This window comes from Nostoc sp. (assembly GCF_036917095.1).
Classification (GTDB): Bacteria; Cyanobacteriota; Cyanobacteriia; order Cyanobacteriales; family Nostocaceae; genus Nostoc.
The window spans coordinates 18,854-37,434 of sequence record NZ_JBALFH010000002.1 but is presented as its reverse complement, the minus strand read 5'-3'; the positions used below and the strand labels follow the sequence as shown (position 1 = coordinate 37,434).

Genomic DNA, 18,581 nt, shown 5'->3' with positions numbered 1-18,581 from the left:
AAAGTAGTTTGCTCAAAGTAGAAATAGAAATGTAAAAATGGAGGTGAGGTTAAGACAAGTAAATGCTTTAGCGTATGTAAAGTTATATTTTACCGAAGTTTAATAGGGGAAATTAAAGTAAAAATACTTGTAATAATTTAGTTAGAATAAATAATAAAAAAAAGATTGAAGTTTTACTAAATTAATTTTATTAAAATAAATAATTGTCTGAAAGCTTTTTTAAAATCAAGGCTGAGTCGTCAAGGTAAATTTAAATGAATCAATTTCTATTTTCAACAAGTTGGTTTGTGCCTTTATATAGCCTATTGGGTGCAATTTTGACGTTGCCGTGGGGAATAGGAATTATTCGGCGAACAGGGCCAAGACCTGCGGCATACATCAATTTGTTAACGACCGTTTTGGCTTTTGCCCATAGCTTGTTGGTATTTAAAAATATCTGGGATAGAGAACCAGAAAACTTACTGGTTAATTGGTTCAAAGCCGCGGATTTGGACTTATCTTTGAGCTTAGAACTATCGCCAGTCAGCATTGGAGCAACAGTTTTAATTACAGGGTTAAGCTTACTGGCACAAGTTTACGCTCTGGGTTACATGGAAAAAGACTGGTCGTTGGCGCGTTTTTTTGCGCTGCTGGGATTTTTTGAAGCAGCGCTGAGTGGTCTAGCAATCAGTGATTCTTTGTTTGTTAGCTATGCGCTTTTGGAAGTCCTGACGCTTTCGACTTACTTACTGGTGGGCTTCTGGTATGCTCAACCGCTAGTAGTGACAGCGGCGCGGGATGCGTTTTGGACTAAACGGGTGGGAGACTTATTGCTGCTGATGGCTGTGGTGACGCTTTCCACCTTTGCTGGCAGTTTGAACTTTTCGGATTTATACGAGTGGGCACAAACAGCTAATTTAAGTCCAACGACATCAGCATTGCTGGGATTGGCGTTAATTGCCGGGCCTGCTGGTAAATGCGCCCAATTTCCACTGCACCTGTGGCTAGATGAGGCTATGGAAGGGCCCAACCCTGCCTCGGTAATGCGAAACTCACTAGTAGTAGCTGGTGGTGCTTATCTGTTGTATAAACTGCAACCATTGTTAGCACTGTCGCCAATTGCTTTGAATACCTTGGTAGTTATGGGAACGGTGACAGCGATTGGAGCAACATTAGTATCCATAGCTCAAATTGACATTAAGCGATCGCTATCTCATTCCACCAGTGCATACATGGGGTTAGCGTTTTTGGCGGTGGGGTTGCAGCAAGGGGGTGTAGCCTTGATGTTGCTGTTAGCTCATGCGATCGCTAAAGCATTATTGTTCATGAGTTCTGGTTCAGTAATCTTGACTACCCAAAGCCAAGACTTAACAGAAATGGGCGGTCTGTGGTCAAGGATGCCAGCCACCACCACTGCTTTTGTTGTCGGTTCAGCGGGGATGGTGACACTGCTACCATTGGGAAGTTTTTGGGCAATGTTAGCATGGGCTGACGGTTTTGTGAATATTAGCCCTTGGGTGATTGGGGTTTTATTATTGGTCAATGGCTTGACAGCATTGAACTTGACCAGAGTCTTCAGATTAGTATTCTGGGGGAAACCGCAACAAAAGACCCGTCGCACGCCAGAAGTTGGTTGGCAGATGGCCTTGCCAATGGTGATTCTCACAGTATTGACTCTGCTTTTACCTCTAATGCTACAGCAATGGTACTTGCTACCCGATTGGGAAAGTATTAATTGGTATGTGGCGTTAGCATTGTTTGCTTCTACCGTCCTCGGCGTAGGTGTAGGATCGACAGTTCATCTACACAAAGCTTGGTCAAGATCCAGAATCTTGGGGTGGAGATTTCTGCAAGACTTGTTAGGTTATGATTTTTATATTGACCGAGTTTATCGCGTAACGGTGGTAAGTGCAGTAGCACTGCTATCTAAAATTTCTGCTTGGAGCGATCGCTACTTGGTTGACGGTTTAGTAAACTTAGTTGGGTTTGCGACAATTTTCGGCGGACAAACTTTAAAATACAGCATTTCTGGGCAATCTCAGGGCTATATGTTGACCATCCTAGCAGTTGTCAGCGTCCTGGGTTTTTTCATCAGCTGGTCATTGGGTTTACTAGATAAATTGCCTTTTTAACATTGCTAGGTGCTGAGTTAGGAGGGAGAAGTTAGGAGTTTTTATTTTCCTCCTGCTCCCCCTACTCCCCCTGCTCCCCCTACTCCCCTTACCTGAAGTCTATGCTTAGTGTTTTAATTCTAGTGCCGTTAATCGGCGCAGCTTTAATTGGTTTCTCGCCCTCTGGCATCAGTGGGAAATTCGCCCGTGGGGTGGCTTTGGTTTTTGCCAGTATCGCTTTCTTGTGGACAATCGTACTAGCAATTCAGTTCCATCCAGGGGAAATTACTCAACAGTTTGCCGAGTCTATCCCTTGGGTAGATGTTTTAGGCTTGAATTATAACCTTGGGATAGATGGTTTATCTTTGCCGTTGCTGGCTTTGAATGGATTGTTAACTTGCATTGCCATTTACAGCAGCGATGAATCCCTACAGCGTCCTAAATTTTATTACTCTTTGATACTATTATTAAGCGTTGGGGTGACTGGAGCCTTTCTGGCACAGGATTTACTGCTATTTTTCCTGTTTTACGAATTGGAACTAATCCCGCTATATCTATTGATAGCGATTTGGGGTGGGGCAAAGCGGGGTTATGCTGCAACAAAATTTCTCATTTATACCGCCGTTTCCGGAATTCTGATTTTAGCAAGTTTCCTCGGCATGGTTTGGCTGAGTGGTTCTTCTAACTTTGCACTATCAACTTTGAACCCTACGACTCTACCTCTAGCGACACAGCTTTTACTGCTAGCAGGGATTTTGATAGGTTTTGGGATTAAAATTCCCTTAGTTCCTTTCCATACTTGGTTGCCAGATGCTCACGTTGAAGCTTCCACACCGATTTCAGTGCTGTTAGCTGGGGTGCTGTTGAAGTTGGGAACTTACGGCTTACTGCGATTTGGCATGAACTTGTTACCAGAAGCTTGGGCTTATGTCGCTCCTTGGTTGGCGACTTGGGCAGTAGTAAGTGTACTGTATGGTTCATCCTGTGCGATCGCCCAAACCGATATGAAAAAAATGGTGGCATACAGCTCCATTGGACATATGGGCTATGTGCTTTTAGCGGCGGCGGCGGCTACACCTTTAAGCGTGTTGGGTGCTGTCATGCAAATGATTAGTCACGGCTTGATTTCAGCAATGCTGTTTTTGCTGGTAGGGGTTGTGTATAAAAAAGCCGGAAGCCGGGATTTAGAAGTCCTCCAAGGACTGCTGAACCCAGAACGGGGTATGCCCGTAATTGGTAGCTTAATTGTTGTGGGAGTCATGGCCAGCGCTGGTATACCAGGAATGGTCGGGTTTATTTCCGAATTTGTAGTTTATCGGGGGAGTTTTCCAGTTTTTCCAGTGCAAACCTTGCTATGCATGATTGGTACAGGCTTAACTGCGGTTTACTTCCTAATCCTGCTCAACCGCGCCTTTTTTGGCCGCTTGTCTGCACAAGTTACCAACTTGCCGCGTGTGTATTGGAGCGATCGCGGCCCAGCTGCAATTTTAGCTGTGCTGATTGTGATTTTGGGCATTCAACCTGGTTGGTTAGTGCGCTGGACTGAACCAACAATTACAGCAATGGTAAATACCCAAAACGTAGTAGCAACGGTGTCCTTGGATAAAGCAATGGTGACTGGGGATTAGGGATTAGGGATTAGGGACAAGGGGACAAGGAGAATAACCATGCCCAATGCCCAATGCCCCATGCCCAATAACTAACGATCGATCCCTAATCCCTATACTTTTTGGAGAGATGGCAATGGTAACTATTAAAAAGAAACTTACTCGTAATCCCTTAGCTGAGTATATTGAACGTCTGCAAAAAGGAGAGGCATTACTCCCCGATAGTCCAGAAAATGTGCTGGAAGTAGTTGGCATTCTTAAAAGCTATGGCGTAGTGTTAGATGCCTACTCAAAAAATCTTAACTATATTGCCGAGCATCAGTTTTTAATATTTTTCCCATTTTTTAAATACTTTAATGGAGAGGTTTCTTTTCAGAAATTATTCCGTCACTGGTGGCATGACCGAATTAATTTTGAATATGCCGAGTATTGCATGAAAGGCATGATGTGGCACGGTGGTGGTGGACTAGATACGTATTTAGATACACAAGAATTTCAAGAAAGAGCGAAAGCTGTTATCGCTGCAAAATTTAAAAATAATCCCTTCATTTCGAGTATTAACCAACTGTTTCCAGAGTTTTTAACAGAACAGTTGCGCGTCTCTGCTTACTACACCGGTTTAGGTCAATTCTGGCGAGTCATGGCTGATATGTTCCTCAACTTATCAGACCGCTATGACCGAGGCGAAATCAAATCGATTCCCCAAGTTGTAGAACACATTAAAGCAGGGTTAGTGGCAAATGCATCAAACCCAATTACCTACGCCGTAAAAATTCGAGGTGAGGTCTATGAAATCATTCCCAAAAGCGTTGGTTTGACCTTTTTAGCAGATACAGCAATACCTTATGTAGAGGCAGTATTTTTCCGAGGAACTCCTTTCCACGGTACAGTTTCATACAATGCCCAAGGATATCAAATCCCCCCAGATCAAACCCGATTTGAATATGGCGCATTGTATGCCGATCCTTTACCCATAGGTGGCGCGGGTATTCCTCCGACGTTGTTGATGCAGGATATGCGTCATTATCTTCCAGAGTATTTGCACGAAATTTATCGTCGCAGCCTTCGGGGTGAAGATGATTTGCGGGTACAAATTTGTATAAGTTTCCAAAAATCGATGTTTTGTGTGACGACAGCAACGATTTTGGGACTGATGCCTCATCCTTTAGATACTAAAGATCCAAATGAGCAAAAAGATAATCGAGTTTATTTAGAGAAGTGGATGAGTAGATTACAAACTTCGCGGTTGCTAGATGTGAATAAATAACTGAATTTATACAGAGAAATTTCAGATGCTTCTCAATCGCTATAAAAATTTTCACCTGATTCAGCAACTCGATCCAGTGCAAGATCATTGCCGGATTTATAACTTGATGAACGGCTATGAGTTTCCTTGGGATATGACGCGATCGCTCGAAGTTGCTTTGATGCGAACTTATTGTGTTCCTAGTATTTCTAAATTGCTGAATCAGACAGGAGAATTTACCCATTGTCCGCAAAAACGCTACGATGATACGGCAATAATTGTTGGAGAGATGATTAAGTGGGGTTATGATAGCAATCGCGGCAAAGAAGCCCTGCAACGCATGAATGCCCTCCACGGACGCTTCAAGATTGACAACGGTGATTTCTTGTATGTACTTTCAACATTCATTTTTGAGCCTATCCGTTGGAATGCGCGGTTTGGTTGGCGGCTGATGTGCGAACAAGAAAAATTAGCGTCTTTTTACTTCTGGCGAGAAGTAGGTAAGCAAATGCAGATTCAGAATATCCCTGAAAGCTATGAAGAATTGGAGCGCTATAACCTTGACTACGAACGCCAAAAATTCCGCTATTCAGATACAAATTGTCGAGTTGGAGAAGCTACACGCGATTTATTTTTGAGTTGGTTTCCTTCGTGGATGCGTTCTTCCATCAAACCAGGTATCTACGCTTTACTTGATGACACAATGCTCAATGCCTTTGGTTTTCCCTATCCCTCGCCATTGCTGCGATCGGCTATGGTAAGTCTACTAAAAATTCGAGCTAAATTAATCCGGTTATTCCCACCTCGGAATCAGCCTAATTTTTATATTGACTCTCCTATCCCCAGCTATCCCACTGGCTATGAAATTGCAAATGTGGGGCCAGCAGAAAATGTTAAGCAGCAAAGCTCTAACTAACTTGTTTAAGCGATAAAAGTCTTGTGTCAGTAACTCTTGCCATAACCCTTTATCCAAAAATCTATGCTTCTGGTTCGATGCCTAAAGAGCGCAATTGAGCCGTTAAGCGATCGGCTCTTTCCTCACCAGTCAACAACAAATTACCTTGCAAATCCCACCAGCGTAGCCAAGGTAATTCCATATTGTAATATTGTCCCTGCCAAATCCCTAACTCAACCCCTAAAGTATGGATGGGATAATGTGCGCGTTCATTTGCTGTTAATAACTGATATTGTCCACCAATTAATTCATAAACTTCTACGCTGGCTTTATTCACTTCATAAATGCCGTAGAAAGGAGGACGAATCACCTGCTCATAAATCCAAAATTTCCCCTTCCACGGAGTTTTGTCTCGCTCCTCACTACCATCCCCAGAGACAAATTCTAATGCAATCAATGGAGCAATAAACTCTCGCCATAGTACATAAGACCTGCGCGTTTGCCCATCGAGAGTAGGTGGTACATTCCCTACATAAAACCAGTCTGGTGCTTCTGCGCCTTTTTCTGGAGGGTCAGTGATGCGCCAATAGATACCGCTATCTTGACCAATACAGTATTGCCCATCAGGATGACGTTTTTGCAATATCGGTTTAATCGAGTCCGTTAGGAGAATGCTTTGAGGATGTTCCTGAAAGTTTTTCACGAAAGTACCATCAGACTCTGGTAGCTGCGTATGGTCTGGGAACGGGGTAAGGGCGGTGGATGGATCGGTTGCAGAGGTCATAAGGCTACCTTTGCAGGATGTAAGGGTTGTTTTTTAGTTTAACAGTGGAAGAGGAGATGGAGCGATCGCAGTCTTTCTACAAAGCTAGGCTCAAGTTATTAAGGCTCTCTTGTGTGAGAATTAATCAAAGTATTTTGGGAGTTGCAAAGATGGCTTGGGTAGCTGGCGATCGCTTGCAAGGTGGAAAATACACCATTGAAAAAGAGTTGGGAAGAGGACGCTTTGGCATCACCTATTTAGTCAAAAATCAGAATGGCGATCGCTTTGTCATTAAAACTTTAAATGATGATTTACTAAATTCCCTTAACCAATCGGAGCGCGAACGGCTAAAGACAATGTTTTTGCGGGAGGCTTTAAAGCTTCAAAAGTGTAAGCATAAGTATATTGTGGAGGTATTAGACTCCTTTGAGGAAGCAGACCGTTTGTGTTTGGTAATGGAGTATGTAGATGGAGTCAGTTTAGCCGATCGTCGCCAACAAATTCTTTCTGAACAAGAAGCACTACGCTACATTCAGCAAATTGGTGAAGCCTTAATAGTTGTGCATGAAAATCGATTAATTCATCGAGATGTACATCCAGGAAACATCTTTTTGCGGGTGCGAGATGGACAACCTGAAGCGGTGCTAATCGATTTTGGTTTAGCTCTGGATTTTGACCACATCTTAACCACAAATCGAACCAAGGAAACTTCTGAGGGATTTACACCCCCTGAGCTTTATGCTCAACATACTAAACCAACAGGGGCATATAGCGATATTTATTCTCTGGCGGCAACTCTTTATGTGCTTCTGACCGGAAAAACACCAGTGGATGCGTTTAAACGGAAGGTAGATAATGCTCGTTTAGTAGCTCCAAAAGAACATAATCCTCAGATTAGCGATCGCACCAACCGCGCAATTCTAACAGGGATGAAGCTAGATTTTAAGCAGCGTCCTCAATCAATGCGAGAATGGCTCGACTCTTTGGGGTTAACAGGGGAAACTCCTCAGTCTGTCTCAACTGTATCCTCTAACACTAACTCAAATTTGGAGCAAAAAATTCAGGTTTGGGGAGTGGTGATAGCTGCGATCGCAGTTTTTGTAAGCTTACTTGCAGCCATACCTTCTTGGATTCCTATTTTCAACCCATCTAATCAACCGTCACAGTCTCCCAGTCCATCATCTACAAAAACACCGTAGATTTAGCTCAACTTTTATTGTGTGTTGTGCAAAATTCTGCAAAACTGTATTATTTATAAAACACACTTAATGTTTAAGGAAGGTACTATCCACTGCTTGGTGATGGATTTTGTACCGGGAGAAAATTTGTTTGAGGCAGTAAAACGTAGAGGGGCGTTACCAGAAGCAGAGATTGTACGCTGTATCCGCCAGATTGGGGAAGCTTTAGTGGTGGTGCATCACGCAGGTTTAGTACACAGAGATGCCCATCCCGGAAATATCATGTTGCGGAGTAATGGCAAAGCAGTTCTGATTGACTTTGGCATTGCTAAAGAACTCGTGCCTAAAACTTTGAGTTCAAAGGGTATTGCAGGTCATGAGGGATTTGCGCCCTATGAGCAGATGAGCAGAGGTAGTCGAGATCCAACGGTCGATGTTTACTGTCTGGTTGCCACACTCTATTATGGGGTGACAGGTCAACGCCCTACAACTTCTCTGGCTCGCAAGCTAGACAATACTTTCCTGATTCCACCTAAACAAATTAATCCAAGCATCAGCGATCAATTAAATCAAGCAATTCTCAAGGGTATGGCGCTGGAGGCAAAAGATCGCCCTCAGTCGATGCAGGTATGGTTAACAATGTTAGCGACTAAATCACGTAGAATTATTCCCTGGGACTGGTTGGTTGGTGTTATATTCAGCTACCTATTGATAGCCTACTTGTTAGCAGCGTTTAAAGCACCGTACATAGTTTGGATTGTGGCTTGGGCTGTAGCTGTGGGTGGCGCTGTGGCTGGGATTGAGGCTTGGACTGTGGTTGGGGTTTGGGCTGTGGCTGGGGTTTGGGCTGTGACTTGGGCTGTGGCTGTGACTTGGGCTATGGCTGTGACTTGGGCTGTGATTTGGGCTGTGGCTTCGGCTGGAGAGAAATTACAAAAATCTTTTAGCAAGCTTCATACTTTTCTAATTTTAGCTAGCACTTGTAGTCTAGGCTTGAGTTTGGGATGGTTAGGACATAAGATTTTTAATACCGATACATAGCTTACTCAAGCTCTAGAAGCTAACTGGCAAAAGATTTTGTAGCTGTTAAGCGATTGAATTCAATAAGCGACTGCCCGAATTCAATAAACGACCACCCGAATTCAATAAACGACTGCCCGAATTCAATAAACGACCGCCCGAATTTAATATCGCGCTTCTCGCTTGATTGCAATATCGAACTCTTATTTAATTTTTGCGAAGCTCGGTGCGCCTTTATCTCGCTTGCAGATTAGGATTCTGGTTAAACGCCAAGCGATCGCAATTTCGCCCATTAATTAAGTTAAAAAACGGATGGCGCAATTGTTGAGAGTTCCTTCTTTAATTCTTGCGACAAAGATTCCAAAAACATCATGTCATTGGTGACATCTGAAACCTCATCATCATTTAAATTCTCTGTCTCTAATTGCTTTTGATAAGCTTCAATTCGATATTCTAGCGCCTCAACAATAAATCGAATTGCTTTAGGAGAAAAATTCACGTTTAACAACTCCCTTAATTGACTTTATAAAATGCCTCACCAACTAACCCTAATGCAGTCTTGTAGTCTTCCATTCGCATAGTGTAGCTTGGTTCCCACAGCCAATGATTGCCGTAATCATTCACCAAACGGAGTTCGTTGGGAATATTACTTCCCCTATCCAACTTCCACCAATTCTTTCCAACCCCCTGAACTGCAAACGTTGAAATTCCACCTGAACCTGCAATAACCCAAGTATCACCATCTTCTTCGTAAGTTTCAATATCTTTTGAACGAATGTTATCTATTCTCGAAGAAGTCGCATTTCCCATACGGTATAAATCAATAGGGGTTTTTCTCATCCCAATCAGCTAAAAATCTAGGCTTCCGGTTCAACGCCGAGCGTTCGCAATTGAGCAGTCAAGCGATCGGCTCTTTGTCTTTCCTGTTCAGCCCGTTGAGATTCTCGTTCAGCTCTTTCATCACCGGTCAACAACAAATTACCCTGCAAATCCCACCAACGCAACCAGGGCAATTCGGCGTTTTGATAAACTCCTTGCCAAATACCTAACTCAACTCCCAAGCGCGTAATCGGATAATGTCCGCGTTCATTTGCTGCTAATAACTGATATTGTCCACCAATTAATTCATAAACTTCTACAGTGGCTTTACTCACTTCATAAATGCCATAAAAAGCCGGATGAATTACTTGCTCATAAATCCAAAATTTCCCCTTCCAAGGAGTTTTATCTCTTTCTTCACTACCATCCCCAGAAACAAATTCCAAGGCAATCAAGGGTGCAATAAATTCTCGCCACAGTACATAAGACCTTCGTGTTTGTCCATCGAGCAAGGGCGGTACATTTCCTACATAAAACCAATCTGGTGCTTCTGCTCCTCGTTCTGGCGGATCTGTCAAGCGCCAGTAAATACCTAAGTCCTGACCTATACAATATTCACCTTCAGGATGTAATTGTTTAAGGATAGGTGTAATCGAGTCAGTGAGTAAAATACTTTGGGGATGCTCTTGCCAATTTTTCACGAAAGTACCATCTGACTCTGGTAGCTGCGTATGGTCGGGGAAAGGAGTGAGGGCGGTGGATGGATCAGTTGCAGAGGTCATAAGACTACCTTTGCAGGAGTAAGGGTTGTTTTTTAGTTTAGCTTGCCATTAGGCTAAGGCTACCAAGACTTTCTCAAAAGCTAGGCTTCTGGTTCAATACCAAGCGATCGCAATTGAGCAGTTAAGCGATCGGCTCTTTGACGCTCTAATTCCGCCCTTTGGCTTTCTAATTCTGCCCTTTGGCTTTCCTGTTCAGCTCTTTCCTCGCCACTCAACAACAAATTACCTTGCAAATCCCACCAGCGCAGCCAAGGTAATTCTGCATTCTGATAAACTCCTAGCCAAATGCCTAACTCAACTCCCAAAGGGGCAATAGTATAATGTCCTCGTTCATTTGCTGTTAAAAGTTGATATTCTCCTTCAATCAGGTGATAAACTTCCACACTGGCTTTATTCACTTCATAAATGCCATAGAAGGGAGGACGAATCACCTGCTCATAAATCCAAAATTTACCCGTCCAAGGAGTTTTGTCTCGTTCCTCTGCACCGTTTCCAGAGACAAATTCCAATACAATCAACGGAGCAATGTGTTCTTGCCAAAGCACATAAGAGCGGCGCATTTGCCCATTCAGTGTAGGCGGCACATTTGGTACATAAAACCAATCGGGAGCTTCTGCACCTCGTTCTGGTGGATCGGTGATGCGCCAATATATACCACTGTCTTGACCTATGCAATATTGCTCGTCAGGATGACGTTTTTGCAATACTGGTTTAATGGACTCAGTTAGTAGAATGCTTTGGGGATGTTCCTGGAAGTTTTTGCCTCCGGCACGCTTCGCGAACACGAAAGTGCCATCAGACTCTGGTAGCTGCGTATGGTCTGGGAGTGTGATGCTAGTAGCTGGATTAGTTGCAGTCATAGGGCTACCCTCGCGTAGGAGTGAGGTTTGTTCTTGATTTTAGCAAGCACAGATGCAAACAGAAATCTGAAAAAAACTAAGTATTCTAGTCTAGGGAAACGCCTGACGGCGATCGCTAAAACATTAATCTCAAAGTACACGCAGTAAGCTAGGAATGCTTTCGATCGCTGACAAATCCCGTATTTCTGCCAAAGCTTGCCGAAAATTGCCTTCCCGTACATCATGGGTAACAACCACAATCTCTGCAAGTTCCCCTTGAAAGCCAGTTTGGACAATTGACTCTAAGCTAACGCCATAGTTACCAAAGCAAGTCCCCAATTTACCGATAACTCCAGGTTGATCGTTGGTGAGGAAACGGGCGTAAAACCGAGTTATCAATTCTGCCATCGGTGCAATTTGACAGTATTCCTGATGTCCGCAAGTTAATAATGGATTTGCAACTACTGTATTGGTTTTGAGGACAGCAACTAAATTTAAGATATCTGATGTTACGGCACTGGCGGTTGCACCAGCACCAGCACCGGGGCCGAAAAACATTACTTGCCCAATTGGTTCTCCTTCCACAAGAATGGCGTTGTAAACGCCGTTGATGCTAGCCAAAGGATGGGCTTTGGGCACTAAAGTAGGATGAACTCGGACGGAGAGGGGAGATGAGGGAGTATCGCGTTTAGCGATCGCTAACAATTTAATCACAAATCCCAATTTTTCGGCGTAGGCAATATCTGTTTTGCTCACTTGCCGAATCCCCTCAGTATAAACATCTTCTAGGTTGATGCGTCCACCAAAGCCTAATGATGCCAGGATAGCAATTTTATCTGCTGCGTCTAAGCCATCAACATCAGCCGTGGGGTCAGCCTCAGCATAACCCAAACGTTGGGCATCAGCTAAGACATCATTAAAGTTGCTGCCTTCCGTTTGCATCCGCGTCAGGATGTAGTTTGTTGTACCGTTAACAATACCCGTTACAGTGTGAATTCGGTTAACACTTAAAGATTGCTTCAGGGGTTGAATCACCGGAATCCCACCACCCACAGCAGCTTCCAGCATGACGTATACGCCAGCTTGATTTGCAGTTGTGAAAATTTCCGCCCCAAAGCGGGCGATCGCTGCTTTATTGGCGGTGACTACATGCTTACCATTACTTAAAGCTTTAAGAATGAGCGATCGCGCCGGCTCCAGTCCGCCCATCACCTCGACAACTATATCTACCGCCGGATCGTTGACAATTGATTCTAAATCGGTAGTTAACACTTCCGTAGACAATTCTACTGCACGGGGTTTATCTAGCGATCGCACTCCCACCCGATAGATTTCTATCTCTTGCAACAATGGGTGACGCCCAGCGCTATCTTGCAACAACTGCACTGTTCCCGTTCCCACGGTGCCTAATCCCAGTATTCCTAGTTTCACACCCATTTTGCACCCAATTTCACCAATAACAATTGTAGGTAGAGCGTTTGCCCTACCTACTGATTATCCTGCTTCCTTCGTCATTTGTCCTTCGCCCTTCGTCCTTTGTCTAAAACTAATACTTCGACTTCGCTCAGTACAAGTGACTAATGACCCTTCGGGTTCGCCAGTTACTCATGGGGGAAACCCCCAAGACCGCACTGGCTCACCAATGACTAATGACTAATTTAGTATGTTTCTACGTGCCAGCGACCGGCTTTCTTGAGTTGCTTCTGGTAATCACTCCAGGTTACGCCTTCCTTAGCAGCAGCAGCACTTAAGGCTGCATCAATACCTTCTTCCATACCCCGCAAACCACAAATGTAGGTGTGGGTTTTTTCATTTTTAATCAACTGCCACAATTCATCAGCGTGTTCAGCTACGCGGTCTTGAATATACATTCTACCGCCTTGGGGATTTTTCTGTTCGCGGCTGATAGCAGGAGTGAGGCGGAAGTTATCAGGATATTTTTGTTGAATTTCTTCCAGTTCTTCCTTATATAAGAGGTTTGGAGTTGTTGGTACGCCAAATATTAGCCAAGAGAATCCTTTAAATTGGTATTCTGCGTTAGCTGCTCTTTCTGCATCTTTAAACTGACGCCACAGATAAGCCCGCATCGGCGCAATACCTGTTCCGGTTGCCATCATGATGACATTAGCATCAGGGTCATTGGGTAACAACATTTCCTTACCCACAGGCCCGGTAATTTTTACCTCTTCCCCTGGCTTGAGGAAACACAGGTGCGTAGAGCAAACACCGTAGACTGTTTCGCCAGTTTCTGGGTGCTTGTACTCCAACTGGCGGACGCACAGTGATACTGTTTTGTCATCCACATCATCGCCATGACGAGTCGAAGCGATAGAATATAGTCTGAGTTTCTCCGGCTTGCCGTTCTTGTCTAATCCTGGGGGAATAATCCCAATACTTTGACCTTCTATATACTTCAAATCGCTGCCAGATAGGTCAAATTTAACGTGTTGAACAATACCAATACCGTCTTCTTTGACTAGCGGTTCATTAGATATTACCTTGCCAATAAACGGAGCATTGGGACGGTAAGTGTTAACAGGAACGTCACCGTGGTCTTTTTTGGCTTTCGCTTGAGTCATGGTGTTGCCTTTCTTGTCCTTGTTCTCTTCAGCACTATGAGCATTTACAGGTGTGGCTTTACCATTCCCTTCACTGTTAGCAGTTTCCCCAGATGTAGCTAACTCGCTGACTTCGCTTGTAGCATTCCCAAATGAGGCTTTACCATTAACTGGCTGTAGCGCAGTTACAGGTTGGATGCTAACAATTGTGCCGCCTAGACGAGTGATACGTCGCATTTCTTGATTCATCCGGTTGTAAGGCACTCTGATGAACACACTGCCACTTTTCCGAATTGGGTAGTTAGTTTGATCGGTTTCTTCACTCTGACGCAAACCCACTACTTCATAAAGGAAGATGCGGCTACCTAATTCTATGTTGGCAGCACCCTCAACAGCACCTTGATTGTACATTCGTTCTACCACTCCGATAATTTACTTAACCGTTTTTCAAAAAAAAACTATTCCCCTACCTTGCCAGCTTTAGTTTAGCGGATTTTCGTTTCACAAAACTGGAGAAAGAAGGAAAAACGGCATCATTAAATTAATGCCTTGCTAAGTACACTCACCAAAGACATGCAGGCATAGCAAAAAACACACCTGTTCACCTTCTAAGGTAAAGGATAAGTCTTGTGGAGAATGTTAATAATGAGTCAATTTAATCTTTTTTTCGTTAACTACCACCCCCATTAGGGAGATAGCTTTTTACCTTACTACCCAATGAGCAACTTAAAGGGGCAGATATTGTAGAAAGCCTGCTTCGATTAGTGGAAGCTACTGCTGTGTTGACTTTCAAAAATTGCGATTGCGCTTGACTACTCCAAGGGTCTAAATCAAGAATGGCAATCCCAGAAGGTCTTCTTCCGAAGGTTTTACTTTTCCAAATCTACTACTCTCTTGGAATGTTGTTAGCTATATTCATGACCTGTCTATGGATAATTACATGACTAGGACAACTCCAGCTACAAACATAACGACATAGAGAACCGTGATTTAAGCAACTATAATTAGTTTCACTTGATGTGAAAAATCTGTCAACCTTATCAGTACTTTGCCATAACACCAACACTTCTATAGGAGCATATCCATCAATTTACAGCCCATAATTGGACTAATGCAAGTTGTTTGCTCATTCGTTGGATAGATTTTTGCTTTGAATATATTAAGTATTGTCGAGCAGGAATTACAATTTAGGAAGATCGAGAAATTAGCGGCAATAATAAATTATACCTTATAGTCTTGATTATATAGGCTCAGAAGTAGCGTTCTGATAAAGGTGCAACGCTGATGGGCGGTACCGATCCCCATTTTTAAATTAACAACTAAATCAAGAAAAAATGATTGATGAACCACGCTAATTCTTCTTGAGGGCAATCTTGTATGGGATACCCCCTTCTGTTAAAATCGAATATACCACTAGGATTAAATACTTACCGGCACCAACATTCAGGCTAGTCCGACGAGTAGCGACTTAATTACTTTGTTGCCTACCCGCTTGGTGTCTTATAGATGTGCTAGGTAGCAAGAACGCAGGATAAACCAAAGGGGTAAACTCCTGGCTTCAGAATCTGCTGTGTGAAAAAATATTGAGACAATTTTAGTATTTTAGAGGAGATTTATGACAAGTAAGCCGGAACGCGTGGTACTGATTGGAGTAGCCGGAGACTCTGGGTGCGGTAAATCTACGTTTTTGCGTCGTTTGATAGATTTGTTTGGTGAAGATTTAATGACAGTCATTTGCTTGGATGACTATCATTCCCTCGATCGCAAACAGCGTAAAGAAACTGGGATAACGGCATTAGACCCCAGAGCAAACAATTTTGACCTGATGTATGAGCAAATTAAAGCGCTCAAAAGCGGTCAAGCGATTGATAAGCCGATTTACAACCACGAAACCGGCTTGATCGATCCGCCAGAGCGGGTGGAACCGAATCACATTATAGTTGTTGAAGGGCTGCATCCTTTATATGATGAGCGGGTGCGATCGCTAATCGACTTCAGTGTATATTTTGACATTAGCGATGAAGTCAAAATAGCCTGGAAAATCCAGCGAGATATGGCTGAACGCGGTCATCGCTACGAAGATGTGTTAGCGCAAATCAATTCCCGCAAACCTGACTTTGATAAGTTTATCGAACCACAAAGAGAATTTGCCGATGTAGTTCTCCAAGTATTACCCACGAACTTGATCAAAAACGATACGGAGCGCAGAGTCTTGCGGGTACGTATGCTCCAACGTGAAGGTAAGGAAGGCTTCGATCCAACCTACCTATTTGATGAAGGGTCAACAATTAATTGGACTCCTTGTGGACGCAAGCTGACCTGTTCCTACCCTGGTATGCAACTGTACTACGGTTCAGATGTTTACTACGGCCGCTATGTCTCAGTACTAGAGGTCGATGGTCAATTTGACAACTTGGAAGAAGTAATTTATATCGAAACCCATCTCAGCAATACATCCACCAAATATCAGGGTGAATTGACTCACTTATTACTCCAGCACCGCGAGTATCCAGGTTCCAATAATGGTACTGGTTTCTTCCAAGTGCTTACAGGTTTGAAGATGCGTGCTGCTTATGAGCGGTTGACAGCTACCGAAGCAAAGTTAGCGATTCAGGTTTAAAAGCAGCAGTGTTTGTGTCAAAGTTTGGAGGGGCGCTTCTGTGTGTCCCTTTTTTTTTGTGTTATTAAATACATTTTAGCCATAAAATAATTAGCATAAATCGGTCTTCTTTATAGATACTTACCTTATAGCTAGTAGTTTTTATCAATATCAAGAAGATAGTAACTACTGAGGTGTAAATATTGTTATGATTTCATAAATTAGCTAGTTGGACTAAATACCATATTTAGTTCAGCGAAAAAACTCAAGAAGGGAGGAATTTCCTTTGTCTCGTCGATATTTATTTACCTCCGAGTCAGTCACCGAAGGTCATCCAGATAAAATCTGCGATCAGATTTCTGATACGATTCTGGATGCCTTACTGACACAAGACCCCAGCAGTCGCGTTGCTGCTGAAGTAGTAGTTAATACTGGTTTGGTGCTAATTACTGGTGAAATAACCACCAAAGCCAATGTGAATTTCGTCAATCTTGCCCGCAAAAAAATTGCCGAAATTGGCTATACCAATGCCGATAATGGTTTTTCTGCTAACAGCACCAGCGTTCTGCTGGCTATAGACGAACAATCACCCGATATTGCCCAAGGCGTTAACACCGCCCAAGAAACCCGCGAACAAGATAGTGACGAACAATTTGACAAAATTGGCGCGGGCGATCAAGGTATAATGTTTGGTTTTGCCAGCAATGAAACACCAGAACTGATGCCTTTACCCATCAGTCTCGCGCACCGCATTGCTCGGCGATTGGCAGCAGTCCGCAAAACAGGTGAATTGTCATACCTGCGTCCTGACGGCAAAACCCAGGTAACTGTGGTTTACGAAGATGGACGCCCAGTAGGCATTGATACGATTCTAATTTCCACCCAACATACAGCCACTATTGGGGAAATTACAGATGAGGCGGCTGTACAAGCCAAGATTAAACAAGACCTTTGGTCAGCAGTGGTCGAACCTGTTTTTGGCGACATTGACATTAAGCCTAATCAAGAAACACGTTTTTTAGTCAACCCCACTGGCAAATTTGTCGTTGGTGGCCCTCAAGGAGACTCTGGTCTGACAGGACGGAAAATAATTGTTGACACCTACGGTGGTTATTCACGGCATGGTGGCGGCGCTTTTTCTGGCAAAGACCCCACAAAGGTAGACCGCTCTGCTGCCTATGCGGCTCGCTATGTGGCGAAAAATATTGTCGCCGCTGGGTTGGCAGAAAAAGTTGAAATTCAGCTATCTTATGCTATTGGTGTAGCGCGACCAACTAGCATTCTGGTGGATACCTTTGGCACTGGCAAAGTGGATGAAGAAATCTTACTGGAATTAATCAATCAGCACTTTGAACTACGTCCGGCAGGGATTATCCATACCTTCAACTTACGCAACTTACCAAGTGAACGAGGCGGACGTTTTTATCAGGACGTCGCGGCTTACGGTCATTTTGGGCGGGCTGATTTAGACTTGCCTTGGGAACAGACCGATAAAGCTGAGTTGTTGAAGCAAGCAGCAAACGAGTCACTTTCGGCAGCAGTTGCTCAGGCACTGACTTAGACTAAGTTGAAAACATCTAAACATTGCATAATTCAATAAAATCAAACTTTTGTGGAGTGGGACAAAAAGCCCGCTCTAATTGTGCAATTTAAAACTTTTAATGTTTGGGAATACTTGCGCTCAACCCAAACGGATTGGGGTATAGGCAACTTAACAACTTGCCTATACCCTGATTTTTTTGGTAGCCATAGAAATAAGGGACTTCCCAATAAATACGTTATTTTCTGAATCACATATTGTGGTGAGGGTTTATTGCTCTAAAAAGTTTGTAACTTTAAAATTTGATGTTCCCTCCCAACAATGGTTCAAAAATGCGTTTACCTGAGCATCTGCTGAATCAGCCGATTCCCTTGATGCATTAAATTGCACTGCTGTCACAATGTACTCAAAGATAATTACAAACTGCTTTTGGGGTGAAATTCTTTCAACTACAATTGTTTCACCTATCTTAGGAATTTGAGGCACATTTACCACAAATGTCTCAATTTTCGGTTTATCTAGTGGATTTTTGAAATTGAAGTATTTACAGTAAACAATAACTTTCACTTAGACAACCACCAATAAAATTATAGATAATCAAAATTATCCTTCAATTGAAAAATTGTAAATAATATAATAGTTTAT

16 protein-coding genes are annotated in these 18,581 nt (G+C 43.2%); 8 read left to right on the top strand and 8 right to left on the bottom strand.

Features of this window, described 5'->3' with window-relative positions; all coding sequences use genetic code 11:
- Window positions 1–254: 254 nt before the first annotated feature.
- The 4 genes from V7L01_RS00440 (at window position 255) to V7L01_RS00425 (ending at window position 5,859) form a co-directional block, all read left to right on the top strand.
- Window positions 255–2,111: an NAD(P)H-quinone oxidoreductase subunit F gene (locus V7L01_RS00440; RefSeq protein WP_335030921.1), complete on the top strand. Its 1,857-nt coding sequence runs from the start codon at window positions 255–257 to the stop codon at window positions 2,109–2,111.
- A gap of 101 nt (window positions 2,112–2,212) precedes the next feature.
- Window positions 2,213–3,718: an NADH-quinone oxidoreductase subunit M gene (locus V7L01_RS00435; RefSeq protein WP_335030919.1), complete on the top strand. Its 1,506-nt coding sequence runs from the start codon at window positions 2,213–2,215 to the stop codon at window positions 3,716–3,718.
- 115 nt (window positions 3,719–3,833) lie between these two features.
- Entirely contained in the window at window positions 3,834–4,964 is a 1,131-nt protein-coding gene (locus tag V7L01_RS00430) for a CO2 hydration protein (protein WP_335030917.1), read from the top strand.
- A 25-nt stretch (window positions 4,965–4,989) separates the two neighbouring features.
- Entirely contained in the window at window positions 4,990–5,859 is an 870-nt protein-coding gene (locus V7L01_RS00425) for an oxygenase MpaB family protein (RefSeq protein ID WP_335030916.1), read from the top strand.
- Between the two features lie 61 nt (window positions 5,860–5,920).
- Here the strand turns inward: V7L01_RS00425 and V7L01_RS00420 are convergent, their stop codons facing one another.
- Complete coding sequence (locus V7L01_RS00420; RefSeq protein ID WP_335030914.1) at window positions 5,921–6,622, bottom strand: Uma2 family endonuclease; 702 nt, start codon at window positions 6,620–6,622, stop codon at window positions 5,921–5,923.
- 149 nt (window positions 6,623–6,771) lie between these two features.
- On the opposite strand from V7L01_RS00420, the gene V7L01_RS00415 reads away from it, so the two are divergent.
- Together V7L01_RS00415 and V7L01_RS00410 are read left to right on the top strand one after the other, a co-directional pair.
- Window positions 6,772–7,800: a serine/threonine protein kinase gene (locus V7L01_RS00415; protein ID WP_335031033.1), complete on the top strand. Its 1,029-nt coding sequence runs from the start codon at window positions 6,772–6,774 to the stop codon at window positions 7,798–7,800.
- A gap of 21 nt (window positions 7,801–7,821) precedes the next feature.
- Complete coding sequence (locus V7L01_RS00410) at window positions 7,822–8,820, top strand: serine/threonine protein kinase (RefSeq protein ID WP_335030912.1); 999 nt, start codon at window positions 7,822–7,824, stop codon at window positions 8,818–8,820.
- 280 nt (window positions 8,821–9,100) lie between these two features.
- Here the strand turns inward: V7L01_RS00410 and V7L01_RS00405 are convergent, their stop codons facing one another.
- From V7L01_RS00405 to petH, 6 genes are all read right to left on the bottom strand, one after another.
- Entirely contained in the window at window positions 9,101–9,298 is a 198-nt protein-coding gene (locus V7L01_RS00405) for a hypothetical protein (RefSeq protein WP_069071530.1), read from the bottom strand.
- Between the two features lie 14 nt (window positions 9,299–9,312).
- Window positions 9,313–9,609, bottom strand: a complete 297-nt coding sequence (locus tag V7L01_RS00400; RefSeq protein WP_335030909.1) for a hypothetical protein — start codon at window positions 9,607–9,609, stop codon at window positions 9,313–9,315.
- 47 nt (window positions 9,610–9,656) lie between these two features.
- A complete protein-coding gene (locus V7L01_RS00395) occupies window positions 9,657–10,400 on the bottom strand; it encodes a Uma2 family endonuclease (protein ID WP_335030907.1) in 744 nt (247 codons plus the stop codon).
- An 80-nt stretch (window positions 10,401–10,480) separates the two neighbouring features.
- Window positions 10,481–11,260 carry a Uma2 family endonuclease gene (locus V7L01_RS00390; protein WP_335030905.1) on the bottom strand — a complete coding sequence of 260 codons (780 nt, stop codon included), beginning with the start codon at window positions 11,258–11,260 and terminating at the stop codon, window positions 10,481–10,483.
- Window positions 11,261–11,389: 129 nt separating this feature from the next.
- Entirely contained in the window at window positions 11,390–12,676 is a 1,287-nt protein-coding gene (locus V7L01_RS00385) for a homoserine dehydrogenase (RefSeq protein WP_335030903.1), read from the bottom strand.
- Between the two features lie 221 nt (window positions 12,677–12,897).
- Window positions 12,898–14,208, bottom strand: coding sequence for a ferredoxin--NADP reductase (gene petH / locus V7L01_RS00380; RefSeq protein ID WP_335030901.1), 1,311 nt, complete (start codon window positions 14,206–14,208; stop codon window positions 12,898–12,900).
- 1,204 nt (window positions 14,209–15,412) lie between these two features.
- Here petH and V7L01_RS00375 point away from each other — a divergent pair.
- Together V7L01_RS00375 and metK are read left to right on the top strand one after the other, a co-directional pair.
- Entirely contained in the window at window positions 15,413–16,417 is a 1,005-nt protein-coding gene (locus V7L01_RS00375; protein WP_099101474.1) for a phosphoribulokinase, read from the top strand.
- Window positions 16,418–16,682: 265 nt separating this feature from the next.
- Window positions 16,683–17,957, top strand: a complete 1,275-nt coding sequence (gene metK, locus V7L01_RS00370) for a methionine adenosyltransferase (RefSeq protein ID WP_335030899.1) — start codon at window positions 16,683–16,685, stop codon at window positions 17,955–17,957.
- Window positions 17,958–18,206: 249 nt separating this feature from the next.
- Here metK and V7L01_RS00365 read toward each other — a convergent pair whose 3' ends face one another.
- Window positions 18,207–18,503 (bottom strand): hypothetical protein, encoded by a 297-nt coding sequence (locus V7L01_RS00365; protein WP_335030897.1) that lies wholly within the window; start codon window positions 18,501–18,503, stop codon window positions 18,207–18,209.
- Window positions 18,504–18,581: the final 78 nt, after the last annotated feature.